This window comes from Pseudochrobactrum algeriensis, from assembly GCF_018436245.1.
Lineage (GTDB): Bacteria > Pseudomonadota > Alphaproteobacteria > Rhizobiales > Rhizobiaceae > Pseudochrobactrum > Pseudochrobactrum saccharolyticum.
In genome coordinates this window covers 1,656,446-1,682,469 of record NZ_CP075361.1, presented here as the reverse complement: position 1 = coordinate 1,682,469, position 26,024 = coordinate 1,656,446, and the positions used below count along the sequence as shown (strand labels likewise).

Sequence of the window (26,024 nt, the reverse complement as noted above, 5' to 3'; positions counted from 1 at the left end):
TCTCCTTCTGCCGGAAGGTGCGGCAATTGTGGCAGTGTCTGGTTGTTGGGGTGATTAGGTTGGCTGGTTGCTCAGTTCAGTTGTAACGTCTTCAAAGTTCACAATTGCACCAGTGGTCGCGCTTTGCCCGTCAAGCCTGACGATGTACTTTGCTGGACCGTGTTCGAATATTTTAACGATGACTCCGCAACGGTCATCCCAGCCGCGTTTTACGGCTACACGTGTGCCGACAGAATAGGGTGGCTGTATGTTATTCCGGATGACCCAATCTTTTTGCAGATCATCTATGGCGCTCCGTGCATCATCTCCGTAGTTGTCAAGAATTTGCGCGATTTCGAGTGTCGGTATCCAGCCGCAACGCTCTTCTAATTCTCTGGCAAGTTCATAGCCGTCCATGCTGATTAAAGCATTGTTCGATATATCGTTTGCACATGGTATTATGCTTTCCTCACCGTTGATCAGGTCATCGTCGAAGAGTTTTTGCGCGATTTCACGCGCGATTTTCATGCGGAGGGTATCGGTGAGCTGGTGTGGCCGTGGTTCCAGTGTTGTTGCGATGCTCATCACATCACCGTTTTGACAGAGAGAGAACGTGCAAGATGGGCGGCTTTGAGCCCATAGCGTGTAATATCTTCGGATGAGTAGCCGCGCAGTCTAAGATTGTCTGGTGTTACCGGATCGCCTGCAGCATCCATATCCTGCATAGTCGCGGCCATTTCAGATACAGTCAGCGTATCCCATGCTGTGGGTGTTCGGGCGGGGCTGGTTTCATAAATAATCATAAATGCACCTCATCATTGATTTGATGAAATGCTAGTTGGATATAACCAACTCGTCAACTGTAAAAATGGATTAATCCAACTTTCTTAATTGTGGGGAGCTTAAGGAGTTGGAAAATAAGAGAATCATACTTATGGTTTTCTGACTATCCAGAGGACTTTTCCGACGATGCGTACTGTTTCATCTTCGTTTGCACCGTTTAATTTTATAGGTGCTTGGTGGGATGGGTCATTACTTTCCGGCCATAACTCATATCCGTCAGAAGTTTGGCGAATTCGTTTAGCTGTCCGCTCTACCATTTGGCCTGAAAATCGGCTGCGTTCAACGATCACAAGATCGTTCGGTACGACATCAATATTGGCCTTAATTACATCCAAGCAGATCAGGCGATCGCCGTGATTTGCAATTTTATTTAGGCAGTTACCGTCAATAATCAGGCCAAATTGATGGCCGATTGGGTAGTCTCCTATGCTTGGCACATACTCAACATCGTCGTAACTAAAGTCCATATCATCAACGCTTAGCCATGTATTAGCTGCAACTTTGCCTGTCACAGCTACGTAACCCGCCGGTGCATTCGTGGCTTTTAGACCTTCTTGGGTGTCAACTCGTACGAGTTCGCCGCTTGCAAGGGCAGCGGCATCCAATTTGAGTGCTCTTGCCAAGTCTTGAAGTTTGTCATTGCGAACTGATTTCTTGCGGCCCTCAACAATATCTCGAATATAGCTGCGTTCCATGCCTGCACGGACGGCTGCTTCTACAGGGCCCAGGTCTAATTCCTCAAGTCGTTTAGCAACAATGTCTCTAAAATTTGTCATGTGTTTAAGATATTGGAAATCCCTTCTGGTTAAAAATTGGAAATTTCCGCTTGAAAGTTGGTTTAAACCAACTATTGTGCGGATATGGAAAAAGAACTCGCAAATACTCTCATTACTCTCGGCACGATTTATGGTGCTGCGATAGGATTGCAGGAGACAACGGTCGGTAGGCAATGCGCTGCTGATGCTCGTTTTTTTTCAAGAATTCGTGGCGGTAGAACCTTCACGATTAAAAAATTCGATGACGTGGTCCTGTGGTTTTCTCACAATTGGCCGGAAAAGGCTGTGTGGCCTGAGAATATCATTCGTCCTTCTGTTGCTGAGGTGGTGCAATGAGTGTGCCTCCTCACAAAACACGACAGCAGTGCGGCTGTCACCGAAAATCACACAAAAGATTTTTCCCTTATCTCTGCCGGCACCTCTCACGGCAGATGCTGGCCTGTCTTCGTGCTTTGGCTCCCGTGTGCGCGAAGACAGGTCTTTTTTATGAGGTTCTGTCATGGTGAAAATTCGCCCCACAACTGAGCATGATAGGCAGGCGCTGAAAGCGGCCGTGCGCCGTTTGCTGCCAATGGCCGGTGGCGTTTCTGCTTTTGAAAAAGTGACACGGGTTAATGCCTCTGCGCTTTCTCGATACGGCGCACCTGATGAGGCGATCAACCATATGCCGATTGATGTGGCTATGGATTTGATGCTCGACACCCGCTCGAACGGCATTGTGTCCATCATGGCTGCACAGCTCGGCTATAAACTGGTTTCGCTTGGCAATCAGAATTTCGGCAACACCTTGCCGGATATCGGGGATATGTCGCGCCTGAGTAAGTCTGTATCTGATGTGATGCAGGAATACGCGCAGGCGATTGCAGACGGTTCAATCACACCCCGTGAAAAGCAGCAAATAGACATTGAAATTGAGGAAGCCGTGCAAATGCTTCGAGCATTTCAACGGAAGGTTGATGGCGCGCTTTCAAAAGGCGGTGACGCATGATGTGCCACTTTCGCTTCCACGGCTCCGAACCGTTTGTTTCCCACTCTCGGTATGGTGCGGCCAAATCTAAAGCCGTGCTGAAAAAATTTCCTAATAATGCTGACCGACTGGCGCGGCTGACCATAGAAGGCCGTTTGCAGCGGCTTTGTCTCGTGCCTGTTCGTTCCGATAAAAAGCGGAGGCAAGATCATGACTGACGATGTTGGAGGAGACAGCTCGCAGACCATCGCAGTGGGGCAACTTCGTGCTTTTATTGAACGAATTGAGCGTCTTGAGGAAGAAAAGAAAACTGTCGGTGCTGATATCAAAGAGGTTTTTGCCGAACTGAAAGGCTCCGGCTTCGACACGAAGGCTGTACGCACGATCATCCGGTTACGCAAAAAAGAGGGTCTTGAGCGGCAGGAAGAGGAGGCCATGGTGCAGCTCTATGCTGATGCGCTTGGCATGACTTTGTTTCGGGGGCTGATATGAATTTCAATCCTGCAGTTATTGCGATGCGCAATGCGACAGCCGTCAAATTCGAGCGGTTTATTGCTTCCGTTGTAAATGACGCGGCCCTGATTGCACAAATGCCAGGCGATAAGGGGTATAGGCCGCGTCTTGATAAGATTGCGCACCGGTTCTGCCGTGTGTTCAATGTCAGCTTAACGGAAATCCGTTCTCAACGCCGTGATAGTGAAGTCTCTATGGCACGGCAGGCCATCTATTATTGGGCTTGGCGCCTGACCGAGCTTTCATCCTCCCAGATCGGCCGTCGCATGGGTAATCGTGATCACACCACCGTGTTGTATGGGATTAGAACCTACCGGCGCAAACGGGCTGCTATGGGGCGGAATTTGCGCGAACTGCGGAGGGCTGTACAATGAGCCACGACGCTACCAGCTGGGCCTTAAAACAGCGTGGGTTTAAACCGGCTACAAAGCTGGTTCTTTGGCACTTATGCGACCGCTATCACCCAGACCATGGCTGTTTTCCTAGTCAGGAAACGCTCGCAAATGATTGTGAAATGTCGCGTTCTGCCCTGAATGACCATTTGGCTGTATTGGAGCAGGCCGGTTTGATTTTGCGAGAGCAGCGCCGCGACAGGCACTCCAGAAAGCAGATTTCTACCTATTATCGTTTCGCTTTTCAGGTTGATTTTCCGTGTCCGAAATCCGGACTCGGGCAGGGTGAAGCCGTGTCCGAAAAACAGCCGGAGCCGTGTCCGGAAAATGGCGAAAACCGTGTCCGGAATTCGGACACTAACCTTGTAAGGGAACCAGTAATAGAACCAGTAACAGTGAGAGAGCGCGGGGATGAGCAGGAAAGCAAGGAAATTCGGAAGGCGAACGAAAAGGCGTTCAAAAAAGCTTTCGCTTCTTGGCCTACTTGGCTGACTGACAGCGAACCGGGTGCTTATCGGGCGTGGTTGAATCTTTCGGTTGATAATCGGCAGTTGGCTTCTGAGGAAATCGGGCGCTATGTCGAGGCAGCACGGGCAACAGGACGCAAGCACATTTGCTCGTTTGCGGTTTATCTGAGCGAAAAGCGTTGGGAAAAGCTGCCAGCTTCTGCTCACCTTTCTGCGAACGCTCCGGCACAGGCTGCGCCATTCGGCAAGATGTGGGCGGCACGAGTTTATGAGCTGTTACTGACTGGTGCCACTCATCTCGGCCAGTTGACAGCGTTGGAGCAGCGCATGGTTGAGGCTGGTACTTTTACTGTCGAGCATTTGCTGGCTGAGAAACAGATCAAGTTCGGGTTTCCGGCAGTGAATGATTTGTTCGATCGTGCAGCTGGTAGACGTGGTGCGCTTGTCCCGGCTTATCTTCAGCCAGTGGCTGAGCGCATGATTGCGGTGAAGGTTGGTGGTGATTTGTGGCAGGCGTGGTTTGATGCTCATGCTGCGCGTGGCTGGCCTTGGCTGCCGAATACCGGAACTATGGAATATGTCTATCTGCCGGAAGGCGGTCCCGATGCACTGGAAGAATTACAGGCTCTGTTGCGAGGAATTGAAAAATGATGATGCCAAATAACAGACCATTTGAGGAAGCGCGTATCTTGGAAATAGCACGACAGCTCGATGAGCGCGATCCAGATCGTATCAAAATACGGATGCAAGAGAAATTTTTGGCTATTGCTGCCGGTAATGAGCAGTCTGAAAAACAATGGTTTGTTCTCAAAACTGCGAACAAACAAGAGAAAGCTGTTAGTAAATCGGTGAGTAACTTTGGAATTGAGACATGGTTGCCCATGAAATCGGAGGCACGTTCAGTCAAATACACACGCCGTTCAAAGAAAATTGAAGTGCCTATTTTCAATGGATACTTGTTTGTAAGAGTAGTCCCATGTGTGGAAAGTTGGGTGGGATTATCACGTGTTGATGGGGCAATTTCTCTCATTTTTGGACAGAATGGAGCAATTATTGTTAATGATAAATATATGAATGATCTCAGATATTTGACCGAGGTTGGTTCATTTAATGATTTAAAGGATTTTCCGCGTTACAAAAACGGTGAACGCGTATCGTTTCCGGTTGGCTCTGCAGGTGTTTTTGAGGGCGTCATAGAAGGCTATGTCGGGACAAGAGCAGCCCGTGTTCTCGCCTTTATATTTGGTCAACAGCGGACGATAGAAGTGCCCCTTGCCAATTTAATAAAATCGGCATAGCCCTATGAACAGGGACGACCTGTAGACTGTGAAGCGTAATGCTTCCGAGACGGTGAGCGGTGTAAGTCGGCATTAGCCGCAGTGAGCTCCCTGCGGATCCCGGAGAAGCGACCGATAACTCGGCAACCGCTTCTCCTCCAGTGCGAAGCTATGAGGAAATTTCGTACCCTAAGAAATTAATATAACTGCATCATACCTGAGTTGTGGATTATATTCGGACGAAGCACAAATGTAGATGTTTCTGAAATCCATATCGGTAAAACTGCATGGCGGATTAAAAAGCTAGATTGCAGTTTTTTAATAAGATATGATCCCGGAAGGTGGGCGGTTGTTATCGAAGTTTGTGTTGAAACGAACGGCAATAGTCGCAATATTTGCAGCGGCTATTTCAATATCATTTTCAACTGGTATTCGAATAATCACAGGAACAGAGTCCGATTTAATAACGGTCTTTGTCAGATTGACGCTACCATTTCTGATCGCAATACCGATTGGTATTTATTGGTTTTCTCGTCTGGAAAAACTGGAACTCTCTTATCGCAGCGCCATCCGCAGAGCCAATGAGCTTGCGCGCATCGCAAGTGTTGACCCTTTAACCGGTATCCTTAACCGCCGTAGTTTTATCGAGCAGTTTAATGCAGCAAGCGCAGCGGGTGTTCGAGGCTGGTTTATGTTAGCTGATATTGATTATCTGAAAGTGATCAATGACAAATATGGTCACCTTGTCGGTGATGATGCTGTTGTTTCTGTCGCTCACGCAATGGTCAACGTATTGCCGACAGATAGTTTGATTGCTCGTATTGGAGGGGATGAGTTTTGCGCTTTCATATCAAAGGCCTCATGTGCTGATGTTGATGGTGCAATTGAGCAGATGAATGCGAAAGCGCATGATGAGTTTCAGCAGCGACAGACAGGTATTACGCATGTTTTATCGCTTTCTGTTGGATATATGCCATTAAAATCCAAGCAGAAATTCAAAGATATTATGTCTCTTGCTGATGAGCGAATGTATCGCAAGAAAAGAGCAAGATAGCGCCCCTATGGCGGGGCGCAAACCAGATAATGAAGGTGCTTAGTGATGGGTGCTGCTGGCTGAGGGGAAAGGGCGTGACTCTTCCTAAAAGTTAAAGGAAAGCTGATTAGGATGTGAGCGAAAATGCGCACATACATATTCTAACTTTCCACATCGCTTACGAACATAAGCCCGAACGGCGACTAACTTGCGTTTCAACTTTGTTTCCATTGTATTCACACTCCGGTGCAGACGGGGGCGAGCCCGTCACTCAAGCCACGTTCTAGTCGTGACTTTGCTGCACGTAAGTACAATAGAAATTGCCGACCGGATTATTTTCCCCGCCAGCAGCATCTTTCACTAATCATGCGAATATTATTCCGTCAAATGCGTATGAATTAATGTAGTGCGCGGTAAAATGCGTGCGGACCATGAGTGTTGAGATTCATGCACATTTCAACATGCGCGAATATTTGGCGGTCAGGACTGAGTATTGCTGATCTCTCTTTCACTGGAATAATTGACCATGCTGAATGTCACCTCATCATTGAGTGGACCATTGTTATCTGATGGTCCATCCGTGTTCATGAGTTTTGACACGAAGGGGTGGGAGCAGGAGCTTGACCGGTTCGAGCAGGAAGTAGTTCCAAAGGCAACGATCAGTGCATTGAACAGAACCGCGGCAGTTGGCCGATTGGCTGTGCAGGATGAGATGGAGGCTAAGCTTGATCGAGTGACACCTTTTGCAAAACGGGGTGTTGCCTATGAGCAGGCAAGTAGTTCTAGTCTTTCAGTAGCTGTTATCATTGCAGGAAAGTCATGGGCTAAGAATTCAACGCCGCCTGCTAATTTTCTGACGCCGCAATTTTTCGGTGGTCAGCGCAATCTCAAATCCTTTGAGCGCCAGCTGATCTCCGCAGGGCATATGGACAAGGGGCTTTATGTCGTTCCTTCAAAGGATTGTCCTCTTGATCAGTATGGCAATGTTCGCGTGGCATTGATTGTACGCATTCTGGCTGATTTGCAAATTGCTGAACGTACTGCTGGTTATAATCGTAAGCGAACGGCAGCTTCCACCAAGCGCAATGCGCGATACAAGAATGCCCGGTTCTTTGTGCCAGAGCGCGGATCACATTTGCATCCGGGGGTATGGCAGCGAAACCCCATGGATAACTCAATAAAACCCATGCTGCTCTTTGTTCGTATGCGCTCCTATGTTCAAACCGTTAACTTCCATGAGACAGTAAAGCGCGTGGCAGAAGAACGTTTCGCCCGATACTTCGCGGAAGAGGTCGGCAAGCGAAGCCACCGATAGTTGGTCAGTCGATATGGATCATTTCTAACATTTCGGGTCCTTCCTGACGCACCTTGCCTGCGGGTATTTCGCACCGCGGGTCTTGGTCAGTCTGAGCGTGAAATCAAAGCCTAAAGTCGAAGGCTAAAGAACTAAAGTCAGGCACTAAACTCAGAGGATTAAATATCCGGCTGTATTCTCAGGAAAAGTTATGACGGCCATCCAGTCAGATCAGACGATGAGCAAGGGCGAGTTTGCCAAGCTGATCAATGTCTCTGCCGGACGAATATCTCAATATATTGCGTCCGGCCAGATTGGACCGGATGCTTTGCAAGGCGAAGGACGAAGCGCCCGTATTGTAGTGGAACGCGCCAAGCGCCACTTGAGCGGGCGCCTTGATGTCTCACAGCGTGTAGGCATTAATGGTCTAGGCACGCGAATATCTGTTTCACCGGTACCACGCGCTGCAGTCGAACAAACGGATGCACCTTTACTGCAGAATGCAGAAAAGCGGCCACCGGAAGTGTTTCAGACACCAAGTGATCTGGTTGCTGACCAGATAGCCCGCGAAAAGCTTGAACAAGCCAAAATGCAGACAGCGCGTGCCAAACGCGAAGAAGCATTAGCATCTGGCCGGTTCATGTTGGCGGATGAAGCCAGATCAGAAATCACGCGATCAGTGGCGATGGCTTACCGTGTGATGGAGGGCGGGCTGGCTGATATGGCAACGCATCTGGCCGGCCAGTTTGAACTACCACAACGCGACATCCTACATCACCTGCAGCAAGCTTTCCGCAAAGTACGTGAGCGAGCAGCACAGGGTTTCATAGAGCAACAGGCTTCAGAGCCGGAAAACGTGATTGATCCTGATTTATTTGAAAGTGAGGATCAACACCCAGACTGAATGGTTGGTACATGACACTGCTTTGCAATCCGGCATGGCTGACATATTCCATTCTGGCACAGGAGACGATGCCACCGCCACCGGTTGATTATCTAGCTTGGGCAAAACAGAATATTGTCTTTTCTGATCGTATCACACAGTTTCCTGGTCCCTATAATGAAACGCTGTTTCCGTTCTTCTCGGAGATATTGAAAGCTATTTCACCGGAAGACCCGTGCCGGATTGTGACTATTGCCAAATCGGCACAGGTCGGCGGCACGGTGCTGGCGAATATCTTCACGCTCGGCACTATGGATATGGATCCGTGCGATTTTCTGTATGTGCATCCGACAGAGGAAAATGCCTCTCGTTGGTCGAAACAGAAGCTGATGCCGCTGATCCGCGAAACTACGTCTTTGACGGCACTGTTTCCTGAGAAAAGCCGCGAGGGTGGTAATTCCATCCACTATAAGGAGCGTGCAGACGGGCGCGGGGCTATTCAGGCAGCGGGCGCCAATTCACCTTCCGGCTTGTCGATGATCTCACCGCGTAAGCAGGTGCAGGATGATCTGTCGAAATGGCAAAACAATGAGGCAGGTGATCCGGAAAGTCAGGCAGAGAGCCGGTCAAAAGCATTCATCGCGGCGAAGATCCTGAAAATCTCAACGCCGCTGATTGCGCCGGGCTGCCGTATCAGCTCCAACTTTGAGCAGGGCACGCAGGAGCGTTACCATGTGCCGTGTCCGCATTGTTTGGAGTTGCAACCGCTCGAATGGGAGCAGATGCGTGATCTCATTGATCCGGAGCATCCTGAGAAAGCGTGTTTTTACTGCGTTAAATGTGGCGGCGAAATCAAGGAGCATCATCGCGCATGGATGGTAGCGAGAGAGAATGGTGCCAAATGGATTGCTAAATATCCGGAACGAGCACGCTATCATCGCTCATTTCATATCTGGGTTGCCTATTCGCCGTTGGAAAGTTGGGAGGCGCTGGCGCGTGCCTATCTCAATGTGCAGCGTGGCGGTCCCGATGATAAAGGTAAGAAGGCCGGTGCTGAGCAGGTATTCTTCAATGACTGGCTGGGACAACCCTTTGAGACTGACGGGGAATCTATTGGCTGGGAAGTGTTGCGCGATAGGGCAGCGCAAACTGGCCTGCCGCGTGGGATTATCCCACCAAAGGCACTGATCCTGACAATTGGCATAGACGTGCAGGGGGATCGTGTTGAATGGCTGCTGGTTGGTTATGGCAAGAACCGTTACCGCGTGGTGATAGATCGCGGGATATTTGACGATAATACCGGTCGTAATCTACCGGGTTTTACAGCGCATTCCGGCCATATCTCCGAGCCTGCAGTGCAACAGGCATTGTCGCAACTGGTTAAACGTGAATGGCTGGATTGTTGGGGTAATCGGCGCAAGGTCGATCTGACGGCGATTGATGGTAATGCCTATACCGAAGATGTTTGGGAGTGGGCGCGGTGTCATCCGATCACGGATGTGATTATGGTGCGTGGTGATAATCGCGAAGCCGCTCCAATGCTGGCGCAAGTTAAAAAAGAGAAAGACAAAAAAGGTAGGCAACTCAAATACTCACGGCGCTTTTTTAACTTCAATGCTTCGGTGATGAAAGCAGCTCTTTACCGTTCATACCGCAAGGAAGATCCGGAACAGACTGGCTATATCGATTTTGTGCATGGTTTGGGGGATGACTTCTTTGAACAGGCAACATCCGAGATACGTGTTCAGCGCCGTGGCCGTTCTGGCCATCCTTATTATGAATGGGATTTGCCAGCTGGAAAACGCAATGAGGCGCTGGATATGCTCAACCAGTCTTTGGCCGCGACCCTGCGCTTAGGGATCAATTACTGGACTGAGGATGAATGGGACGCATTGGCAGAACGTCTTTCACAAGAGCAGCCACCGGCACAGCTGGATCTTGAAGACCAGCTTTTACGCCAGCCTCAGGTGTCGGTAGCCAAACTTGCAGATGAACAGAAACAATCGCCCTTGGTAAAAGCGGCAATCGCCCGTGCGATGGCGCGTGCCAGTCGCCGCGGCTGATCGGAAACAACATGACAGACAGAAGCATTTTATTGGCGCGCCTCACAGAAGCAGAGGCAGCGCTGCATAAACTCATGGTTGGTAAAGCATCAGTGCAACTCAGCTATCAGGGAGAAAGTGTGAATTTCACCACAGCAGATGAAGGGCGGTTGCGGCTTTATATTGGTGAGCTACGGACTCAGCTGGGGATTGCCAGTGCAGCACGTACCCGCTCGCGCCGTGTGGTGTTTCTATGAGCGAACCGGTTATTCTGGACGCTCACGGCGCTCCAATGCCACCGGAGGTGCGTGTTGCAGCCCGCAGACGTTATGCGATGAATGCGGCAGCTTATAGCGCTGCCGGTTCGGATCATTCGTCTATGGCTGGTTGGCGACCTGGTACATATTCCGGACAAGCTGCACTCACATTGTCGCGCGATGTTGTTATTGATCGTGTCAATGATGCGGTGCGTAATAACGGTTGGGCATCGGCTGGTGTGTCCCGTCTCGTGGATACAGTGATTGGTTCCGGATGGCGCTTATCCAGTCAACCAAATGCCAGAACTCTGAATTTGAGCGCTGATGAGGCCGATGAGATTGGCGACCAGATCGAAGGGCTATGGTCGGATGTGGCGACCGATCCCGGTAACTGGTTTGATGCAGAACGTACCAAGTCTGTTGCTGGCCTGTTGGGTCTGGCAGCACGACACCGATTTTCTGACGGCGAAGCCTTTGCGGTTTTGCCATATCGGATGGGAGCCAATGGTTATGGTACCTGTGTGCATGTGATTGATCCGGCGCGGATCTCCAATCCGAAAGGGGCGATGGATAGCGAGTTTCTGCGTGATGGTGTTGAGCTTGATGCCTATGGCGCGCCACTGGCTTATCATGTGCGACGCACACATCCCGGCGATATCACCAGACCGATGCATGATATGTTTATCTGGGATCGGGTAGAACGGGAGACTGAATGGGGCAGGCCGACAGCTGTTCATGCTTTTGAGGCCAGTCGTGCCGGTATGACACGCGGTGTCAGCCCTTGGGCATCCGTGTTGCAGCAGCTCAAGCAAGTCTCTGATTACAATAATTATGAGCTGCAGGCAGCATCACTCAATGCGGTAATGGCGGCTTTCATCAAAACGCCGCTGGATATGGATCAGCTGGCTGATAGTTTCAGTGCCGGTGATAGTGGCAAGTCGATTAACGCATTTTTTGATGCGCAGGCTTCAGCTCAGGCGGCAGCGTATAAAGCTGATCCGATCCGACTCAAGGGTGCGCAGCTCAACTTCCTCAATCCGGGTGAGGATGTGGTTTTTACCAAATCCGAACATCCGAACGCTGCGTTTGAGGTTTTCGTCAATGCAGCATTGCGCAATATCGCATCATCCATTGGCCTGACCTATGAGCAGCTGACCATGGACTGGTCAAAGGTCAATTATTCCAGTGCGCGTGCGGCACTTCTGGAAATCTGGCGCGGGCTGACTGCACGCAAAACCAGCTTTGCGCATAGCTTTATGCAGCCGATTTATATGGCATGGCTGGAAGAAGTGTTCGATCAGGGGCGTATCAAACTACCAGCACATGCCGTTTCCTTTGAGGCCAATCCGATTGGTTGGGCAAGAGCGGCTTGGATCGGCTCGGGGCGTGGCTGGGTTGATCCCGAGAAAGAAGCGCGTGCTGCCGCTATTCGTTTGGCTACTGGCCTTTCAACGCAGGAATCCGAGTCCGCCGAACAGGGGCGCGATTGGAAGGAAGACATGCTGCAACGTGCCCGTGAACAACGGTTTGCAGCCAAGCATGGTGTTACCTCCGGTGAAGTGGCCAGTTCCGGCGTGGTGTCACGCTTTGGAAGTGAGACACCGAAAGATGACCCGGAAGAAACCAATTAGGATCAGAGTAAATGACATTTGCAATGCCGGAAATTGCGGCGCGTTTGTTCGATACGCCGCTGATGCTGCATGAGGCCAAAGCCAATATTATCGCTCGCGCTTTCGGACCGCGTGTGCTGGGGCAGAATGTTGCGATGGCAGACTCACCGGAAATGGGTGTGCTGTCAGAGAATATGCGGGAACTGCGCGACGGTTGGACGGGCGAGAAAATCTATAGTGGCCCCAAAATGGTTGGCAATGTTGCAGTCATTGAGGTGGAAGGGTCCCTCGTCAATAAGGGTTCATGGGTGGGGAAAACCTCCGGCATGACTTCATATGAGGGGTTGAATATCCAGATCGCTGATTGTCTTGCCCGTGATGATATCAGGGCTGTTGTCTTTGAGTTTGACAGTTTCGGTGGTGAAGTGGACGGATGTTTCGCCTGTGCCGAGGAGCTTTATGCACTTTCACAGGAAAAACCGACGATTGCCATTCTCACCGATCATGCGTGTTCTGCCGCATATCTCCTTGCAGCAGCCTGTCGCCAGATCGTGATCCCTACCACCGGTTATACCGGCTCGATTGGTGTCATCACCATGCATGTCGATGCATCCGGCTGGGCAAAAAATCAGGGGCTTGCAGTTACCATTCTACGTGCCGGTGAAAAAAAAGCCCGCCCTGGCATGTTCGAGACGATGAGCGAGGAAGAATATTCCGAAGCCGTCAATGATCTTGAAGCCATGCGCACCTTATTTGCTGAGACGGTTGCGCGCTACCGTGGTTCACGTCTCTCGGTAGAGGCCGCACTTGCCACGCAAGCGGATACGTTTCGTGGGCAGGCGGCAGTTGATCTTGGTCTTGCCGATGCGGTGGGGCGCCCAAAACAAGTCTTCGAGGCATTTCTTGCCGCGATGAGTGGCTGATCTCTCCCCTTTAAAAACTCTCAACATTATCAAAAGGAACACGCTGATGTCGCTTGCAAGCGCTATCCGCGCGGCTGTTGGTGGCCGCAATACACGCAAACGCCTCGAAGAGGATAAGCCGGAAGAACTGGAAGACGATCTGCAGCCGGATGAGGCTGAGGATGATCCGGAAAATCCCGACGCTGAAACCGATCCAGATCCGGATGCAGAGGAAGAGGAGCCAGTTGCCGATGATGAAGAAAAGCTCGGCGATTATGCCCGTGGCCGCAAGGCTGAGCGTAGTCGCATGTCGGCAATCTTAGGCTCGGCTAAAGCGGAACAGAACCCGTCACTGGCAGCTCATTTGGCGTTCAATACCAATATGTCGGCCAAACAGGCCGTCGCCACATTGGCGGCTTCCGGCTCCTCCCGTGCAGTTTCCAGCCTGTCTGGCCGTATGCAGGGACGTGTACCGGCGCTTGGTAATGGTGGTGCTGCCCCTAAAGCCGGTAGTGCTGATGAGCGCCTGGTTGCCCATGCCAAAGCGCGTTCCGCGTCACGTAAACCGCAGCGTTAAGCTCGGTAATTCTGTTCCCTTAACTTTTTCAGGAGTGTCGCTATGCGCACTGAAACTTATATTCCCGGCGATTTGCTCGTCGGTGATTTTCCCGTTGCTGTCCGTGTTGTGCCTATTGCAGGCGGGCAGGGTGTTCTCAAACGTGGCACAGTGCTGGGTGAGGCCAGTGGCAAATTCCTGGTCTCAGCCTCTGCATCCTCGGATGGTTCTGAAGTGCCAAGCATGGTGCTGGCTATCGATGTCGATACCACTGCCGGTGATGTGATCACGGATGCCTATGCATCCGGTAATTTTGATGCGGCCAAACTGATCTACGGGGCAGGCCATACGGCAGCGAGTGTCGAAAGCGCATGGCGCAAAGCTTCTGCTCCGCTCTTCCTGCACAATCTCGCCTGATCCGGCGCTCATTTAAGGAAATCTCAAATGGATTTATTTAGCACAGCCGCGCTGTTGACGGTGATTGAAGCCCGCGACCGGCCAACAGCCTTTATCCGCGATACATTCTTCCCGAACGGTTTTCAGTCCGATGCGGAAGAAATCGCCTTTGATAAACTGAAACGCCGCCGCAATGTGGCGCCGTTCGTCTCGCCTTTGGTGCCGGGCAAAGAACGCGCCATTCGTGGCCGGCAGACCTCAACATTTACGCCTGCCTATGTAAAGCCGAAAAACACAGTGCGCCCGGGCGAAGGCTTCCGCCGCCGTCCCGGCGAGCCGCTCAACGGCAATATGTCTGCGGAAGATCGCTACCTGCAGACTGTCACCGACATTCTGGCCGATCAGGATGATGAGGTGACGCGCCGTGAAGAAGTGATGGCGGCAGAGGCACTGCGCACGGGCAAGATCATCGTCAGCGGTGAGGACTATGAAACCCAGATTGTTGATTATAATCGGCCAGCAAATCACACGCTTGCTCTGACCGGTGCGGATCGCTGGGGCGAGGCGGGCGTATCCATCCGCAAATCTATCCGCTCATGGGCGACACGTGTTGCCACCACATCGGGCGGTGCAGCCACAGAAGTGATCCTTGGGGCAGAGGCAGCAGAATTGCTGCAAAGCGATCCTGAAATTCGTGAAATTCTGGATAACCGCCGCCAGATGGGCGGTGAAATGCAATTCGGCCCTGTTGCTGCCGGTTCTGAGGATATGGTGGCGATTTATCTTGGCACTGTCGGGCAGTTCAACTTCTGGCAATATACCCAGCTGTTTGAAGATGATCAGGGAAACAATCTTGAACTGTGGCCAAGTTTCGGCGTTGGTGTGGTTGCTCCAAGCCAGTTCCAGGGCTTTATGGCGCATGGTGCCATTCAGGATGTGGCAGCGCAGATGAGGCCGTTGTCTCGCTTCCCGAAAATGTGGAATGTCGAAGATCCGTCGGCAACCTTCCTGATGACACAGAGTGCGCCACTGCCGGTACCAGGTGATGCGTCTGCATCGCTCTTTGCCATGGTTCGCTAACCACTTAATTTGAGAGGAATGAAACTATGGCGAAAGTCAAAACTGTGCGGCAGGCCTATGCGGTAACGCTGACCATTGCTGGTAAAGATGTGCCGCCTGGTACCGCAGTCACCCTGCCACAGGAGGAAGCGGATAAAATCGCCGCTTTGTTTGGCACTGTGCCGGAGGATCGATCTCTACCGAAGCTACAGGAAGTGACAAAACCTCCCGCGCCGGTAAAGACTACTGATCTGGATGCGCTGAATGCGGAACTTGAAGCGGCTCAGCTTGTCTATGACAATACCAAGGAAGCGCTTGCAGAGCCGGATGCCGGTGATGAGCAGCTCGCGGCTTTTGAAGCAGCGGAAGAGCGCCTGAATGCTGCGGAAGCGGCATTGGAAAAGGCGGGCGGCGAATGAGCCGTCCTGCCATTTTCTCCGATATGGCCGATGCTTTTGTTTCTGGTCTCGGCAACGTCGAAGCCAGTGTCACTATCAAGGGTAGTCCTGTCCTGTTGACCGGTATTTTGCGAAAAGTTCGGGAGACAGATTTGCTCGACATCGAAGGTATGGGGCTGGAAGGGGTGAGCTATAGCTTTGCAGCTTCTGGCACAGCGCTCGATGGTGTTCGTCAGTCTGATACGATCACAATCATTCGTAGTGATGATGCGCAGGATATCGGTAGGGTTTTTGTGGTGGCTGGTCATGTTGATGACGGGCGAGCGATGAAACGCCTACTTCTGCATGAGGATGAATAATCATGGTGCATCTTCGACAAACGATCCTTGATAAGATCAGAGAGCAGCTCCAGCCGGTCGCAGCACAATATCTGGGCATTGTTACACCAATGCGCTCAACGGCAGTGCCGGAGGAGGATTTGCCCTCCTTCACAGTGCTCTACACCAGTGACCAGACGACGCCTGATGGTGTGGTCTATGATGATGTCACTCGCCAAGAACTGACGCGGCTTAATCATCGGCTTACCGTCAATGTGGTCATTCATTTTAAAGGTCGCAAAGATCCGTCTGCAGAGTTTGATCTTTTGGCGGCGGCTGTCGAGAGCGCATTGCCTCCATCAGATTTGGGCGGATTGGTCATCGATATGATTTTGTCTGCCACAGATCATTTTATCGATGCCGGTACGGCGCAGAGTCTTGGTGCGGGACGCATGGTGTTTGATGTGATTTACCGCACATATGCAGGCTATCCCAACTTGCAAGCCTGATCGCAAACCATTTATTCCATTTATTTAAACAGGAGATAAGTCCATGGCTTTAGGTCGTGAGCTTGTGATCAAGCGTCTGATGACGCCGGATGATTTTGTCTCGGTGTGTGTGACAGAATCCCGCTCATTGGAAATCAACAATGAAGAAATCGACATCACCAAGCCCAATTGTGCTGATCCAGGCAGCAAGCTTTTGTTGCAGCTGATGTATGGCATCCAGCGTATCAATGTGCAGCTTGACGGTGCTTTCGTCAGCAACACTGCCTCCAAGGCCATGATCGGTGATGCAGTCAATCAGGTTGTCACGCCGTATCAGGTGGTGGTGCCCGGGGTCGGGACATTCGAAGCTGACTTCCTGATTTCGCTGACATTCTCGGGCGATAAGACCAATGAGCTGCAGTGTCAGGGGCGAATGTCTGCAACCGGCACTGTTGGCTTTACTCCGGCAGTATCACCATGACGGATGCTTTACCCAATCCTCTCCGTGGTGAAGCTGCCTGCCGGATCGGCAATACGGATCTGGTCTTGGTTGTTGAATTTGGCCGGTTGGCAACGCTTTGTGAGGTGGCTGGTTGTGACACGATGGATCTGCTCTATACGCGGTTGATCGGCTTTCATCCCAAAACTGTGATGGCAGCCCTACGTGTCCTGACCAGGCATCCGGATGGCGACAAGGTAACGCGTGATCTAGCGCACAAAGCCATCGCAGAGCTGAGTGCCGCGGATGAACAGTCATTCCGCAAAGCTATCACCAAAGCTCTTTCCGGCCATATCAATGATGGCAAGAAACTGCGCGGTGAGACCGATCATCTCAATCAGTTGGAAAAGGCATTTGAGCAAGCCACATCGGGAAACGCACTGAGCCCCTCGTAATTACTAATCAAATCCAGCAAATGCTTAGTTTTGCAACCGGAGTATTAGGGTGGTCGCCGGAAGTCTTTTGGCGATCCACATGGCCGGAGCTGGAGTCGGCTATCGAGGGGCGTACCGGTAAACGCTCAAAAGACATTATCACACCGGCAAGGGCGGCAGAGATTGCCCGTCATTATCCACCTACCAAATCCATCAGATAGGGGAATTCATGTCCCGTAATGACATCATGGCGTTTATCGGCGCCAATGCCCGTGGCTTCCATGATGCCATGACCCGTGTACGCGGTGATACCAAGGCAACTGCCAAGAATGCGCAACGGGAATTCTCTGATCTATCTGCTGGTCTTAACCGTTCTATGTCTTTGGTAAAGGGAGCATTGGCAGGTCTTGGTATTGGCCTTTCCATTCAGGGCGTTAAGCAAATTGTTGCCGATATCGGCAATATTGAGACTGCTGCTAAGCGAGCTGGCATGACTATTAAGTCATTCCAGCAGATGAAATATGTCGCTGAAACCAACCGCATTGAAGTTGATGCGATGGCCGATGCCTTTCGTGAGTTAAACCTGCGGGCAAATGAATATGCCCAGACTGGCAAAGGCTCCGGTGCAGAAGCTTTTGCTCAGCTTGGTATGTCTCCGGAGGAGGTCAAGCAGCGGCTCAAAGATCCTGCAGATTTTATGCTGGAGATTATCGATCGTACCCGCCGCCTGAAAGACACTGCCGCCGGTATCCGTATTTTTGATGAGATCATGGGTGGTCAGGGTGGTGAGCAGTTTGTGTCCCTGATTGAACAAGGGCGCGATAAGCTGACCGAAACCATTAAAGAGGGCGAGGAGCTTGGCCGTGTTCTCTCCGATGATGTGGTGCAGGCTGCTGCCGATGTTGATAAAGCCTTCGTTGATATCACGAATACAGTATCAACGAGTTTGAAAGCCGCGATTGTTTCTGCGGCTTTGCAACTTCGCTACTTTCTTGACTTGTTCAATACAGTTGAGAACCGATCGCTGGATACTCTTATGAAACAGCGGGATGAGAAGCAGCGTGCCTTAAATATGAAAACAGGCGATTATCGCGGCGCATTTTTGCCTCCTAAAGAGCAGATTGAAAAAGAGCTCGCTGAAATTGACGCTCAAATCAAGGCACACAAGGATAAGCAAAAGCTCCCTAATCAGCCTGATGATAGTATCCTGCCACCTGTTACGCCTTATATTCTGCCTGAAGATAAAAAGAAAAAGACCGGCGGATCGCGTTTGGCAAAAATTACCGATGCTGAACGTGAGAAAAAAGCGATTGATGATCTGATTACCTCACTCGAAGAGGAGTTGGCGCTTGTCGGGCTTACTGATGAGGCACGAGATAAGGAAATTGCCCTTCGTAAAGCCGGTGCCAGTGCAACGGATGCTCAGCGTAATCAGATCACAGCACTGATTGAAGCGCGTTATCAGGAGCAAAAGGCGGTCGAGGCCGTGGAAGAGCAGCTTCGCCGCAATGCTGATGCAGCTCTTGATCTGGCTGATATCTCCATGAATATGATCGACACAATCATTGATGGTTCATTCAGCGCAAAAGAAGCATTAGCTGGGCTGCTCCGACAAATGGCGCAAGCTCTGCTTATGGGGCAGGGTCCATTGGCAAACCTGTTTGGGATATCGCCTCAGTCTTCTGGTCTCGGCGGTCTGTTTGGAATGATGTTCGGCGGCGCGCGCGCAGCGGGTGGGAGTGTAACACCCGGCAATCTCTATCGCGTCAATGAGAAGGGGGAGGAATTTTTCTCTCCCGGCACTCATGGCCGCATTATTCCGCATGACGGTGCAGGCGGTGGCGGTGCATTCTCTTTCGCGCCGGTTTATCAAATTGATGCACGTGGGGCAGATCAGGCTGCTGTAACAAGATTGGAAGCTGGCCTGAAGAAGACCAATCAGGAAATGCAAGCGCGGGTGATCCAGACCGTTCGGGAAGCTCAAAGCAAATTTGTAAAGTTGGGATAGGGTGCTCAGGCTTGGCAATGCCAAACCTGAGCCCGATTTATGATGCAGTAGCTTGTCTCTGATCGCGTTTAGCCTGATTAACGCTAGCTGCTTTTTTCTGTCTGCCACGTTCCATAGGGTTGATGAGGCTTTTTACCTGCTTGTTGGGAATATTACGCATTCCTTCATGGGCGTGGCGTGTATTAAACGGAATTTTGTTGGCTTCAGCATGTTTCTTTAGCTCGAGAGCGTGCTGCGCATTTTCAACAAGTTCTTGTTTGGCGGCCATCTGACGGCGGCGCTCAACTTCAGCATTGGTTCGGCGCATCGCCATTGCCAGAACGCTTAGTTTAGTTTTTGAGCCATCATCTGCCTTTGATGCGGCACTGCCTTTTGGTGCAGTTTTGCCCCTGATTTCTCGTCGTCTTTGGTGCGCTTGAGTTTTAGCTTTTTCGCGCCGCTCACGGAGCAGTTTAACAACTGAGGTTAGATCAGCGTCGGGGAGGGATTGAAGAGCCGGATGGCGTGTTTTGTCCACCAATGCAAGCTCATCTGCATTTAGCGCACGTTCTTCTTCTTTGCGGGTGATTGCCACGTTCCTTTACCTCCATACAGTCACAAATATCGAAAACCAACGTCACAGTTTTGAAAAGGTTCCATATTCGTTATGGCTCTTACCTACCCATTAGATATTCTTGCTGGTTTCCCCGGTTGGTCAACGGAGTTCGATCTGTTGTACAGGCAGGAATATAGCCGGACAGCAGGTGGTACGACGATTGCCAAGGATATGGGCACGCCACTGTGGAAGGCTTCTTTTCAATCCGTAATATTGCAACCGAATGAGCTTGATATCTGGCGGGCACGTTTAAAAGCGGTGGACGGCAGTTTACAGCAGTTTAGTGGCAGACCTATGAGCCGTTGTTTTCCGATTGCTTATCCGAATGGTACGGGCATTGGCGATGTATCTACGGCGAGTATTGAAGGTATTGGGGCAGATAACAAATCTATCGCTCTTCAAGGTATGCCGGTTTGGTTCTCGATAACAATCGGTGATTATGTGCAAATCGGAACAAAACTTTATCAGGTATTAGAAAGTGCAGTTGCGAATGCTTCAGGTAAAACCACGCACTTCGAACTACGCCCGCATCTGGCTCCCGGTACAGCTGTTGGCAATGTGGTTACACTAATCAAGCCATCGGTGCCGATGATCATTCTGCCGGGGTCGCTGACCACATCTACAGAGCTGAGCACAGGGCGTGGCACAATCTCGTTTCAGGCGGTGGAGGCTCGTTAGTTCGTTTTAACTTTTTTAACTGAACGCTTAGAAGTAAGTTTTTTTGGAGTGGCTAGCAAACTTGCTTCGTGAGCAAGGCGTTCATTTTTTAACCGGAGTGTTTTGGCTACTCGTTTTTTATACTCAGTCTCGATTATAGCGATTGCGATTTTGTGCGTAATAGTAGCTTTAGACTCAGAGGCTGAGGGAGAGGTATTCTTAAATGTTTTTTGCATAAGATCTTCTTGGTTTGTATTATTCACATTATGCTCCGTTTTTATTGGTACCGATAGTTTAGGGGCGATGCCTAGATAGTCCCCCGCCAATTCTTTTCAGAATGCTGCCGAGCTTAGTAGCGTCCTTTAATTGCGAGGCTGAACTTTTATGAGCTATTGAAATTTGTTTTTCAGTAGCAACATCTTGATGAAAATGACGCTGTTCTATGATTGCATGTGGAGGCTGTCTCCCTCCAATTGCTTTTAGAATATTACTCATGATATTCCTCCCAGTGTATTTAAAATGAAGATGTAAATGAGAAAAGTCGGAACATGAAATGATCACTTAACCATCTCATTTATCTTCAAATTTTGTATATTAGATTTAATATAATACAGAAAATATGTGATATAACTTGTTATAATTATTATATAATATGTAATTGTGTCTTATTTGCAGTGATTGACCGTTTTTTATGTTTTTGATCGAGTCAGATTTTCTGAGATCAGGAGATACCTGGCCAGTTTGTAATTTTTATCTGCTCATATATGCATCTATCAAAGGCAACGATTGATATGATGGCTCATTGTTTAAGGAAGTGACATCTGGGTAAAATTTGAAGTCAAATGGCTCAGAAAATGTTCGTTTTATGCGCAAGAACAATCTTTAGAGCTGTGTTTATGAGGTTTTATCGAAAAGGTGAAATTCTTATGCCAAAATCCCAGATACTTCTGCTGCATGTTTAAATGCAATCCGCGCACTTTGCGTGCTTCCATGATCATGTGAACACCTAAGGCAGGCTGTTATAGCTTCTCCCATACTATCCAGATCAAAACGCTGCCAATCGGAAAGCATAAAATTCTCCGCATCAGCAATATTACCGATTGAATGTGTGATGCCGTCTGAAATTTTAATAACGACGGCTTCATCCCAATAAATTAAATCCATGAGTTCATACCTCCTATTAAGATAACGCAGAGTTATCCAGAGTGTTCCTGAAGAAGGTGCAGCAATGCGATATATTTCAGCAGAAAACCAGCATGCGCTTGAACAGCGGATGTTGGTAGCGCGTGACTTTCTCTGGCTTGTTGCACGTGACCGACAGACTGGTGCTCCGGTAACGGAAGGTCTGTGGTCTGACGTGGGGAATATCACGGCAGATGTGGTCAATCCGGATAATGGTATACCTGAAACACGTGATTGGTATGGAACAAGTTCTCTGGTTTCCATTGACGATATTCCGCTCATCGCCAATCTTTCCGTGCAGAATGTCACAATCCGCATGTCGCAGGTGCATGAGGAAGTTGAACGGATTGTCCGTGATTATGATTGCCGTCAGGCGCGGGTAGAAGTCTATCGTGGCCTGTTCAATCCGGAAACACGTTTGATGGTCGCTCCGGCTGAGTGCCGGTTTGTTGGCTTTGTCGATAAGATTGAACTGAAAACGCCGTCTGAGAATGAGGATGGTGCAGTCACTATGACCTGCGCCAGCCACACACAGGAATTTACCCGCTCCAATACAGAGACGCGAAGCCATGCCTCACAAATCCTGCGCGACCCGAACGATACCTTTTACAAGGATGCGGCCACGGTTGAAGAATGGGAAGTGTTCTGGGGTTCCGAAAAGGGCAAGGTGCCGACACAGAAGAAGCGACGCAAATTTTTGGGGATTTTCTGATGATCCGACATGCCGTCACTTCTGACAAAATCTCCTGCTTGCGCTTGCTGCGTGAAAGTCATGAGGCTGCGGGCTTCACTTCTCCATTCAGTGCAACCCATGCCTCGGCTTTGTTTGATTATCACTATGCAAGTCCGCAGGCCGGTCTTCTGGTTTTAGGTGATAAACCGGCGGGGCTGTTGATGGCAGGGTGGTTTGAGCATCCGTTCGGTTTTGGCCGTTATGCCAAAGAAACCGTTTGGTGGATAACACCAAGTGTTCGAGGGAGATGGGCAAGCAAGATGCTTGATGCCTATGAAGCATGGGCAAGAGAGCAGGGCTGCGTGGCTGCTGGCATGGCCTCACTCGCTACCAATGATGTTTCCCGCCTCTATAAGAGACGTGGTTATGCACCGGTCGAAACACACTTTCTCAAAGTCCTCTGAGGCTTAGTTTTCAAAGAGATTATTCATGGCAATTTTTACCGGTATCGCATCTGCGATAGGCGGCCTGATGGCCTCTACCTTTTTGTCAGGGGCGGTCGGCAGCTTTTTGCTTAAAGCCGCCGTTGGTATCGGCCTCAATCTGCTTGCGCAATCCATTGCAGGCAAACCGCAGGAACCGGTATTTTCCATCAATGGCAGCCTGCAAGCCGGTGGTGACCTGCCGCGATCCTTCCTGATCGGGAGAACGTCAACAGCCGGTTCTCTGGTCTGGGTCAACACATGGGGGCATGACGGCGATACACCAAACGCTTATCTGACACAGGTTATTGCACTGTCTGATCTGCCGGTCGCTGGCCTGCGGGAGGTTTGGGTCAACGGTCAGAAAGTGACCCTTGATTACAATACGCCGGATATGTCGTGGGGTTGGCAGGTAAAAGAATATCGCAACGATGGTGATAATCTTTGGGTCAAATTCTATGATGGTACCCAGACTGTAGCTGATAGTTTTCTGGTCAATACCTGCTCCAATCAGAACCGCCAATGGGATGTGAACCGTGTCGGTCGTGGTGTGGCCTATGCCATTGTGACGGCGCGTGTCAGTAAGCAGATGTTCTCCGGTATTCCGAATTTCAAATTCGAGCTGGATGGCTTCAAATTCTACGATCTGTCAAAAGATAGCACCGCAGGCGGAAACGGTTCGCATCGGTGGTCTGATCCGTCCACATGGGGTGGTGATGGCGATCATCTGCCAGCTGTACAGGAATATAACCTGCTGCGTGGCCTCCGCTGGAATAATCAGTGGTTCTATGGTGTGCAGGGCATGTCTGCTGCGCGCCTTCCAGCTGACAACTGGATCAAGGCCATTAATAAGTGCCGTGCACCTATTTATGGGGCAAATGGCTTAGAGCCGACCTATCGGGCTGGTGGCGAGATCACTATTGATGCGCCTCTCGCAAATGCACTTGAAGCATTGAACACGTCCTGTCAGGGGCGTATCGCGGAAGTCGGCGGTTTCTATCAGATGTTTCTGGGCAGCCCCGATGCGCCGGTCATTCATTTCACCGATGACGATATTCTCTCGACCGATGAGCAGACATTCACCCCGTTCTTCGGTCTGTCGGATACGATCAATGGTGTCTCCGCAACTTATCCGTCCTTCACTGACGGTTGGGTGATGAAGTCCGCGCCATCCTTGTTCCGTACTGATCTGGAAGCCTTGCACGGCAACCGGCGCTTGATGGCTAAAGTTGAACTGAACTTTGTGCCATATGCTGAACAAGTGCAGCGGCTTATGAAGTCGGCTCTTGAAGAGGGCCAGCGGGCGCGGCGGCACACTCTGGTCATTCCACCGAAATTCTGGGCGTATGCTGTGCCTGGCGTTATATGGGCATGGACTTCCAAGCGCAACGGTTATGTCAATAAGCTGATGCGGATTGATGGCTCGGTTGACCGTGCCAATCTTGATGTTTTGGCCGATATGACTGAGGTTGATCCGTCCGACTATGATTGGGAAAGCGGCTCGGATTATCGCCCGCCGGTTGACGGGGCAGTTGGTGCAATGCGTCCGCTGCCGACACCCATCTTCGATTTTGCTGTTACACCAGATATTGCACAGGACAGTAACGGCAATAATCGCCGGTGTGGCATTCGATTGGTCTGGGATGGTGAAGTGACCGGCGTTGATACGGTTATGTTTGAGGTGCGTCTCAAATCATCGCTGGCTGAAATCTATAAAGGCCGAACTGAAGATGTAGAGCGCGGGGCGCTATTGATTGCTCCAGGCATTCTTTTGCCGAATATGCTCTATGAAGTCCGCGCACGTTATTCATCCTATGATGGCAGTACGCCCTTTGTCTGGTCTGATTGGATTGAGGTGCGCACTGCGGATATCCGTTTCGGTCCACTTGATATTTACGCTATCAATATTGAACAGCTCAATAAGGACATCAGCGATGTTCTGAAAGGTTTGGGAGAGACAGATCGGTATGTTCAGGAGGAGTTGGATCGTATTGGTGCGCTGGCAGCTGAGCAGGAAGCTGGCAATGCCGGTATGTTCAAACTGCTACGTGAAGAAGCGGCGGTCACTGCGGGCAATCTAAAGGCAGGTTACACAAGGCTTGTTTCCGTTTCCATCGGTCCCGGCAGTGCAATTGCTTCCCGTATCGAAAAGCTGGAGGCAAAAGTTGATGAGGATATTGCTCAGGCTGTTAGCCAACTGACAACGCGTATCAATACAGTTGGCGATACTGTTGAAGCTCAGGCTGAAGCAATTACCCTGCTCACTGCTGATGTCGGCAACTTCTCCGCTAATGGGCTGATACGCATTACCAGTGAAGCGACAAGTGGCAGTGCTTTGTCTCGGATTGCTTTCAGCAGTTATGTGCAAGCTATGGGGCAGACTGCACAGGCTGCGATGTGGTTGGAAGCCTTCACAGGGGACGACGGCCAATTGTTGAGCCGGATCATGACGAACTCGGATCAGTGGATTGTAACCAATGGTGTGAACAGCATGGCGCCAATGACGTTCATTAATGGTGAACTGACCCTGATGGTGGCAAAAATCAAAGAAATCATTTCAGGTCTGATCCGCTCACCTGACAGCAAATTCGTCATTAATCTTGATGAGGGTTTTTTGAAGGTGTCTGACTGATGAGTACAAGACTGCACTTAACAAAAAATCATCTGGTGGTTTCAAAACAGGGATTTGACGCGGACAATCCATCATTGGCCGAGGGTGACAAGCTCTTTGACAGTGATTGGTTGTTCTCCAGCACGATTGTGGAAGTTGGTCTGCATATTGATCAATCCAGTTATAAAATGGATCCACCGCCGCAGAATTTGACCCGTTGGGATGAGCAAACGGATTGGTCTGCGCCGCAGATTATCAACTTTCAGCCATTGGATTATGTTCCGACAGTGTTGCTAATCAGCCTGTCTGATCCTCGGTATTGGGGCAATCATGGCATGGTATTGCTAGGGGCTCAGCCTCTCATCAATCGGCCAAGTGATTATTGGCGCACGGGCGAAATAACCGTCACCAATAGTCGCATAACAATCCCGCGAATTCGCAACCCTGCTGGTTATTATCGGGAGAGCTTTATTTATCTGGTGATGGGGATATGA

Annotated in this window: 35 protein-coding genes; 28 read left to right on the top strand and 7 right to left on the bottom strand. The window is 50.4% G+C overall.

From position 1 onward, the window contains the following. Positions 1 to 54: 54 nt before the first annotated feature. The 3 genes from KHQ09_RS09935 to KHQ09_RS09925 form a co-directional block, all read right to left on the bottom strand. On the bottom strand, positions 55 to 564 hold the full coding sequence (locus tag KHQ09_RS09935; protein WP_075655024.1) for a hypothetical protein: 510 nt from the start codon (positions 562 to 564) through the stop codon (positions 55 to 57). Then, positions 564 to 782 carry a hypothetical protein gene (locus KHQ09_RS09930; protein ID WP_075655026.1) on the bottom strand — a complete coding sequence of 73 codons (219 nt, stop codon included), beginning with the start codon at positions 780 to 782 and terminating at the stop codon, positions 564 to 566. The genes KHQ09_RS09935 and KHQ09_RS09930 overlap by 1 nt, the downstream gene beginning before the upstream one ends. 129 nt (positions 783 to 911) lie before the next feature. Beyond that, complete coding sequence (locus KHQ09_RS09925) at positions 912 to 1,517, bottom strand: LexA family protein (protein WP_238481608.1); 606 nt, start codon at positions 1,515 to 1,517, stop codon at positions 912 to 914. A 165-nt stretch (positions 1,518 to 1,682) separates the two neighbouring features. Here KHQ09_RS09925 and KHQ09_RS09920 point away from each other — a divergent pair, with 165 nt between their 5' ends. The 23 genes from KHQ09_RS09920 to KHQ09_RS09810 all read left to right on the top strand — a co-directional run bounded on the left by KHQ09_RS09920 (position 1,683) and on the right by KHQ09_RS09810 (position 19,330). After that, positions 1,683 to 1,934 (top strand): hypothetical protein, encoded by a 252-nt coding sequence (locus KHQ09_RS09920; protein ID WP_075655030.1) that lies wholly within the window; start codon positions 1,683 to 1,685, stop codon positions 1,932 to 1,934. 163 nt (positions 1,935 to 2,097) lie between these two features. After that, positions 2,098 to 2,586: a phage regulatory CII family protein gene (locus KHQ09_RS09915; RefSeq protein ID WP_075655032.1), complete on the top strand. Its 489-nt coding sequence runs from the start codon at positions 2,098 to 2,100 to the stop codon at positions 2,584 to 2,586. Positions 2,587 to 2,775: 189 nt separating this feature from the next. Continuing rightward, entirely contained in the window at positions 2,776 to 3,057 is a 282-nt protein-coding gene (locus KHQ09_RS09910) for a DUF2312 domain-containing protein (protein WP_213598019.1), read from the top strand. After that, positions 3,054 to 3,452 carry a helix-turn-helix domain-containing protein gene (locus tag KHQ09_RS09905; RefSeq protein WP_075655038.1) on the top strand — a complete coding sequence of 133 codons (399 nt, stop codon included), beginning with the start codon at positions 3,054 to 3,056 and terminating at the stop codon, positions 3,450 to 3,452. The genes KHQ09_RS09910 and KHQ09_RS09905 overlap by 4 nt, the downstream gene beginning before the upstream one ends. Beyond that, positions 3,449 to 4,588: a helix-turn-helix domain-containing protein gene (locus KHQ09_RS09900; RefSeq protein ID WP_075655040.1), complete on the top strand. Its 1,140-nt coding sequence runs from the start codon at positions 3,449 to 3,451 to the stop codon at positions 4,586 to 4,588. Before KHQ09_RS09905 ends, KHQ09_RS09900 begins: the two co-directional genes overlap by 4 nt. After that, positions 4,585 to 5,235, top strand: a complete 651-nt coding sequence (locus KHQ09_RS09895) for a transcription termination/antitermination NusG family protein (protein ID WP_075655042.1) — start codon at positions 4,585 to 4,587, stop codon at positions 5,233 to 5,235. The genes KHQ09_RS09900 and KHQ09_RS09895 overlap by 4 nt, the downstream gene beginning before the upstream one ends. Before the next feature lie 307 nt (positions 5,236 to 5,542). Then, positions 5,543 to 6,268, top strand: coding sequence for a GGDEF domain-containing protein (locus KHQ09_RS09890; RefSeq protein WP_075655044.1), 726 nt, complete (start codon positions 5,543 to 5,545; stop codon positions 6,266 to 6,268). Between the two features lie 505 nt (positions 6,269 to 6,773). Next, positions 6,774 to 7,562: a hypothetical protein gene (locus KHQ09_RS09885; protein ID WP_213598017.1), complete on the top strand. Its 789-nt coding sequence runs from the start codon at positions 6,774 to 6,776 to the stop codon at positions 7,560 to 7,562. A 190-nt stretch (positions 7,563 to 7,752) separates the two neighbouring features. Then, positions 7,753 to 8,445: a hypothetical protein gene (locus KHQ09_RS09880; RefSeq protein ID WP_022711871.1), complete on the top strand. Its 693-nt coding sequence runs from the start codon at positions 7,753 to 7,755 to the stop codon at positions 8,443 to 8,445. Positions 8,446 to 8,456: 11 nt separating this feature from the next. Next, complete coding sequence (locus KHQ09_RS09875; protein ID WP_213598015.1) at positions 8,457 to 10,487, top strand: phage terminase large subunit family protein; 2,031 nt, start codon at positions 8,457 to 8,459, stop codon at positions 10,485 to 10,487. An 11-nt stretch (positions 10,488 to 10,498) separates the two neighbouring features. After that, complete coding sequence (gene gpW / locus KHQ09_RS09870) at positions 10,499 to 10,723, top strand: gpW family head-tail joining protein (RefSeq protein WP_213598013.1); 225 nt, start codon at positions 10,499 to 10,501, stop codon at positions 10,721 to 10,723. Continuing rightward, positions 10,720 to 12,354, top strand: a complete 1,635-nt coding sequence (locus KHQ09_RS09865) for a phage portal protein (protein ID WP_213598011.1) — start codon at positions 10,720 to 10,722, stop codon at positions 12,352 to 12,354. The genes gpW and KHQ09_RS09865 overlap by 4 nt, the downstream gene beginning before the upstream one ends. Positions 12,355 to 12,365: 11 nt before the next feature. Continuing rightward, positions 12,366 to 13,256, top strand: a complete 891-nt coding sequence (locus tag KHQ09_RS09860) for a S49 family peptidase (RefSeq protein WP_213598009.1) — start codon at positions 12,366 to 12,368, stop codon at positions 13,254 to 13,256. Positions 13,257 to 13,302: 46 nt separating this feature from the next. Beyond that, on the top strand, positions 13,303 to 13,812 hold the full coding sequence (locus tag KHQ09_RS09855; protein ID WP_213598007.1) for a hypothetical protein: 510 nt from the start codon (positions 13,303 to 13,305) through the stop codon (positions 13,810 to 13,812). A 42-nt stretch (positions 13,813 to 13,854) separates the two neighbouring features. Continuing rightward, positions 13,855 to 14,208: a head decoration protein gene (locus KHQ09_RS09850; RefSeq protein WP_022711865.1), complete on the top strand. Its 354-nt coding sequence runs from the start codon at positions 13,855 to 13,857 to the stop codon at positions 14,206 to 14,208. Positions 14,209 to 14,235: 27 nt separating this feature from the next. Then, positions 14,236 to 15,267, top strand: coding sequence for a major capsid protein (locus tag KHQ09_RS09845; RefSeq protein ID WP_075655058.1), 1,032 nt, complete (start codon positions 14,236 to 14,238; stop codon positions 15,265 to 15,267). A 26-nt stretch (positions 15,268 to 15,293) separates the two neighbouring features. Further along, complete coding sequence (locus KHQ09_RS09840; RefSeq protein WP_022711863.1) at positions 15,294 to 15,665, top strand: hypothetical protein; 372 nt, start codon at positions 15,294 to 15,296, stop codon at positions 15,663 to 15,665. Then, complete coding sequence (locus KHQ09_RS09835) at positions 15,662 to 16,003, top strand: head-tail joining protein (RefSeq protein WP_022711862.1); 342 nt, start codon at positions 15,662 to 15,664, stop codon at positions 16,001 to 16,003. Before KHQ09_RS09840 ends, KHQ09_RS09835 begins: the two co-directional genes overlap by 4 nt. 2 nt (positions 16,004 to 16,005) lie before the next feature. Then, positions 16,006 to 16,470 (top strand): hypothetical protein, encoded by a 465-nt coding sequence (locus KHQ09_RS09830; protein ID WP_022711861.1) that lies wholly within the window; start codon positions 16,006 to 16,008, stop codon positions 16,468 to 16,470. A gap of 43 nt (positions 16,471 to 16,513) precedes the next feature. After that, positions 16,514 to 16,930: a phage tail tube protein gene (locus KHQ09_RS09825; protein WP_022711860.1), complete on the top strand. Its 417-nt coding sequence runs from the start codon at positions 16,514 to 16,516 to the stop codon at positions 16,928 to 16,930. Continuing rightward, positions 16,927 to 17,343 (top strand): hypothetical protein, encoded by a 417-nt coding sequence (locus tag KHQ09_RS09820; protein WP_213598005.1) that lies wholly within the window; start codon positions 16,927 to 16,929, stop codon positions 17,341 to 17,343. Before KHQ09_RS09825 ends, KHQ09_RS09820 begins: the two co-directional genes overlap by 4 nt. Before the next feature lie 20 nt (positions 17,344 to 17,363). Continuing rightward, positions 17,364 to 17,543, top strand: coding sequence for a phage tail assembly chaperone (locus KHQ09_RS18585; protein ID WP_075655064.1), 180 nt, complete (start codon positions 17,364 to 17,366; stop codon positions 17,541 to 17,543). Positions 17,544 to 17,551: 8 nt separating this feature from the next. After that, positions 17,552 to 19,330, top strand: coding sequence for a hypothetical protein (locus KHQ09_RS09810; RefSeq protein WP_213598003.1), 1,779 nt, complete (start codon positions 17,552 to 17,554; stop codon positions 19,328 to 19,330). Between the two features lie 37 nt (positions 19,331 to 19,367). On the opposite strand, the gene KHQ09_RS09805 is transcribed toward KHQ09_RS09810, so the two are convergent. Continuing rightward, complete coding sequence (locus KHQ09_RS09805; RefSeq protein ID WP_075655068.1) at positions 19,368 to 19,904, bottom strand: hypothetical protein; 537 nt, start codon at positions 19,902 to 19,904, stop codon at positions 19,368 to 19,370. A 72-nt stretch (positions 19,905 to 19,976) separates the two neighbouring features. On the opposite strand from KHQ09_RS09805, the gene KHQ09_RS09800 reads away from it, so the two are divergent. Then, positions 19,977 to 20,603, top strand: coding sequence for a hypothetical protein (locus KHQ09_RS09800; protein ID WP_022711856.1), 627 nt, complete (start codon positions 19,977 to 19,979; stop codon positions 20,601 to 20,603). Here the strand turns inward: KHQ09_RS09800 and KHQ09_RS09795 are convergent. The 3 genes from KHQ09_RS09795 to KHQ09_RS09785 all read right to left on the bottom strand — a co-directional run bounded on the left by KHQ09_RS09795 (position 20,600) and on the right by KHQ09_RS09785 (position 21,746). Next, positions 20,600 to 20,845, bottom strand: a complete 246-nt coding sequence (locus KHQ09_RS09795) for a hypothetical protein (protein ID WP_139316358.1) — start codon at positions 20,843 to 20,845, stop codon at positions 20,600 to 20,602. The genes KHQ09_RS09800 and KHQ09_RS09795 overlap by 4 nt on opposite strands. A gap of 31 nt (positions 20,846 to 20,876) precedes the next feature. Continuing rightward, positions 20,877 to 21,077, bottom strand: a complete 201-nt coding sequence (locus KHQ09_RS09790) for a hypothetical protein (protein WP_156831459.1) — start codon at positions 21,075 to 21,077, stop codon at positions 20,877 to 20,879. A 429-nt stretch (positions 21,078 to 21,506) separates the two neighbouring features. Then, positions 21,507 to 21,746 carry a DUF982 domain-containing protein gene (locus KHQ09_RS09785; RefSeq protein ID WP_022711854.1) on the bottom strand — a complete coding sequence of 80 codons (240 nt, stop codon included), beginning with the start codon at positions 21,744 to 21,746 and terminating at the stop codon, positions 21,507 to 21,509. A 64-nt stretch (positions 21,747 to 21,810) separates the two neighbouring features. On the opposite strand from KHQ09_RS09785, the gene KHQ09_RS09780 reads away from it, so the two are divergent. From KHQ09_RS09780 to KHQ09_RS09765, 4 genes are read left to right on the top strand one after another with little or no spacing between them, the layout of a single operon-like run. Then, complete coding sequence (locus KHQ09_RS09780; protein WP_213598001.1) at positions 21,811 to 22,476, top strand: hypothetical protein; 666 nt, start codon at positions 21,811 to 21,813, stop codon at positions 22,474 to 22,476. Further along, positions 22,476 to 22,901, top strand: a complete 426-nt coding sequence (locus KHQ09_RS09775) for a GNAT family N-acetyltransferase (protein WP_213597999.1) — start codon at positions 22,476 to 22,478, stop codon at positions 22,899 to 22,901. The genes KHQ09_RS09780 and KHQ09_RS09775 overlap by 1 nt, the downstream gene beginning before the upstream one ends. 25 nt (positions 22,902 to 22,926) lie before the next feature. Next, a complete protein-coding gene (locus KHQ09_RS09770; RefSeq protein ID WP_213597997.1) occupies positions 22,927 to 25,551 on the top strand; it encodes a phage tail protein in 2,625 nt (874 codons plus the stop codon). Continuing rightward, positions 25,551 to 26,024, top strand: coding sequence for a hypothetical protein (locus KHQ09_RS09765; protein ID WP_213597995.1), 474 nt, complete (start codon positions 25,551 to 25,553; stop codon positions 26,022 to 26,024). The genes KHQ09_RS09770 and KHQ09_RS09765 overlap by 1 nt, the downstream gene beginning before the upstream one ends.

Bases quoted from the DNA above. Each gene is read 5' to 3' on its own strand.
- KHQ09_RS09935 (WP_075655024.1), bottom strand. From the start codon at position 564: ATGAGCATCGCAACAACACTGGAACCACGGCCACACCAGCTCACCGAT.
- KHQ09_RS09930 (WP_075655026.1), bottom strand. From the start codon at position 782: ATGATTATTTATGAAACCAGCCCCGCCCGAACACCCACAGCATGGGAT.
- KHQ09_RS09925 (WP_238481608.1), bottom strand. From the start codon at position 1,517: ATGGAACGCAGCTATATTCGAGATATTGTTGAGGGCCGCAAGAAATCA.
- KHQ09_RS09920 (WP_075655030.1), top strand. From the start codon at position 1,683: ATGGAAAAAGAACTCGCAAATACTCTCATTACTCTCGGCACGATTTAT.
- KHQ09_RS09915 (WP_075655032.1), top strand. From the start codon at position 2,098: ATGGTGAAAATTCGCCCCACAACTGAGCATGATAGGCAGGCGCTGAAA.
- KHQ09_RS09910 (WP_213598019.1), top strand. From the start codon at position 2,776: ATGACTGACGATGTTGGAGGAGACAGCTCGCAGACCATCGCAGTGGGG.
- KHQ09_RS09905 (WP_075655038.1), top strand. From the start codon at position 3,054: ATGAATTTCAATCCTGCAGTTATTGCGATGCGCAATGCGACAGCCGTC.
- KHQ09_RS09900 (WP_075655040.1), top strand. From the start codon at position 3,449: ATGAGCCACGACGCTACCAGCTGGGCCTTAAAACAGCGTGGGTTTAAA.
- KHQ09_RS09895 (WP_075655042.1), top strand. From the start codon at position 4,585: ATGATGATGCCAAATAACAGACCATTTGAGGAAGCGCGTATCTTGGAA.
- KHQ09_RS09890 (WP_075655044.1), top strand. From the start codon at position 5,543: ATGATCCCGGAAGGTGGGCGGTTGTTATCGAAGTTTGTGTTGAAACGA.
- KHQ09_RS09885 (WP_213598017.1), top strand. From the start codon at position 6,774: ATGCTGAATGTCACCTCATCATTGAGTGGACCATTGTTATCTGATGGT.
- KHQ09_RS09880 (WP_022711871.1), top strand. From the start codon at position 7,753: ATGACGGCCATCCAGTCAGATCAGACGATGAGCAAGGGCGAGTTTGCC.
- KHQ09_RS09875 (WP_213598015.1), top strand. From the start codon at position 8,457: ATGACACTGCTTTGCAATCCGGCATGGCTGACATATTCCATTCTGGCA.
- gpW (WP_213598013.1), top strand. From the start codon at position 10,499: ATGACAGACAGAAGCATTTTATTGGCGCGCCTCACAGAAGCAGAGGCA.
- KHQ09_RS09865 (WP_213598011.1), top strand. From the start codon at position 10,720: ATGAGCGAACCGGTTATTCTGGACGCTCACGGCGCTCCAATGCCACCG.
- KHQ09_RS09860 (WP_213598009.1), top strand. From the start codon at position 12,366: ATGACATTTGCAATGCCGGAAATTGCGGCGCGTTTGTTCGATACGCCG.
- KHQ09_RS09855 (WP_213598007.1), top strand. From the start codon at position 13,303: ATGTCGCTTGCAAGCGCTATCCGCGCGGCTGTTGGTGGCCGCAATACA.
- KHQ09_RS09850 (WP_022711865.1), top strand. From the start codon at position 13,855: ATGCGCACTGAAACTTATATTCCCGGCGATTTGCTCGTCGGTGATTTT.
- KHQ09_RS09845 (WP_075655058.1), top strand. From the start codon at position 14,236: ATGGATTTATTTAGCACAGCCGCGCTGTTGACGGTGATTGAAGCCCGC.
- KHQ09_RS09840 (WP_022711863.1), top strand. From the start codon at position 15,294: ATGGCGAAAGTCAAAACTGTGCGGCAGGCCTATGCGGTAACGCTGACC.
- KHQ09_RS09835 (WP_022711862.1), top strand. From the start codon at position 15,662: ATGAGCCGTCCTGCCATTTTCTCCGATATGGCCGATGCTTTTGTTTCT.
- KHQ09_RS09830 (WP_022711861.1), top strand. From the start codon at position 16,006: ATGGTGCATCTTCGACAAACGATCCTTGATAAGATCAGAGAGCAGCTC.
- KHQ09_RS09825 (WP_022711860.1), top strand. From the start codon at position 16,514: ATGGCTTTAGGTCGTGAGCTTGTGATCAAGCGTCTGATGACGCCGGAT.
- KHQ09_RS09820 (WP_213598005.1), top strand. From the start codon at position 16,927: ATGACGGATGCTTTACCCAATCCTCTCCGTGGTGAAGCTGCCTGCCGG.
- KHQ09_RS18585 (WP_075655064.1), top strand. From the start codon at position 17,364: ATGCTTAGTTTTGCAACCGGAGTATTAGGGTGGTCGCCGGAAGTCTTT.
- KHQ09_RS09810 (WP_213598003.1), top strand. From the start codon at position 17,552: ATGTCCCGTAATGACATCATGGCGTTTATCGGCGCCAATGCCCGTGGC.
- KHQ09_RS09800 (WP_022711856.1), top strand. From the start codon at position 19,977: ATGGCTCTTACCTACCCATTAGATATTCTTGCTGGTTTCCCCGGTTGG.
- KHQ09_RS09790 (WP_156831459.1), bottom strand. From the start codon at position 21,077: ATGAGTAATATTCTAAAAGCAATTGGAGGGAGACAGCCTCCACATGCA.
- KHQ09_RS09785 (WP_022711854.1), bottom strand. From the start codon at position 21,746: ATGGATTTAATTTATTGGGATGAAGCCGTCGTTATTAAAATTTCAGAC.
- KHQ09_RS09780 (WP_213598001.1), top strand. From the start codon at position 21,811: ATGCGATATATTTCAGCAGAAAACCAGCATGCGCTTGAACAGCGGATG.
- KHQ09_RS09775 (WP_213597999.1), top strand. From the start codon at position 22,476: ATGATCCGACATGCCGTCACTTCTGACAAAATCTCCTGCTTGCGCTTG.
- KHQ09_RS09770 (WP_213597997.1), top strand. From the start codon at position 22,927: ATGGCAATTTTTACCGGTATCGCATCTGCGATAGGCGGCCTGATGGCC.
- KHQ09_RS09765 (WP_213597995.1), top strand. From the start codon at position 25,551: ATGAGTACAAGACTGCACTTAACAAAAAATCATCTGGTGGTTTCAAAA.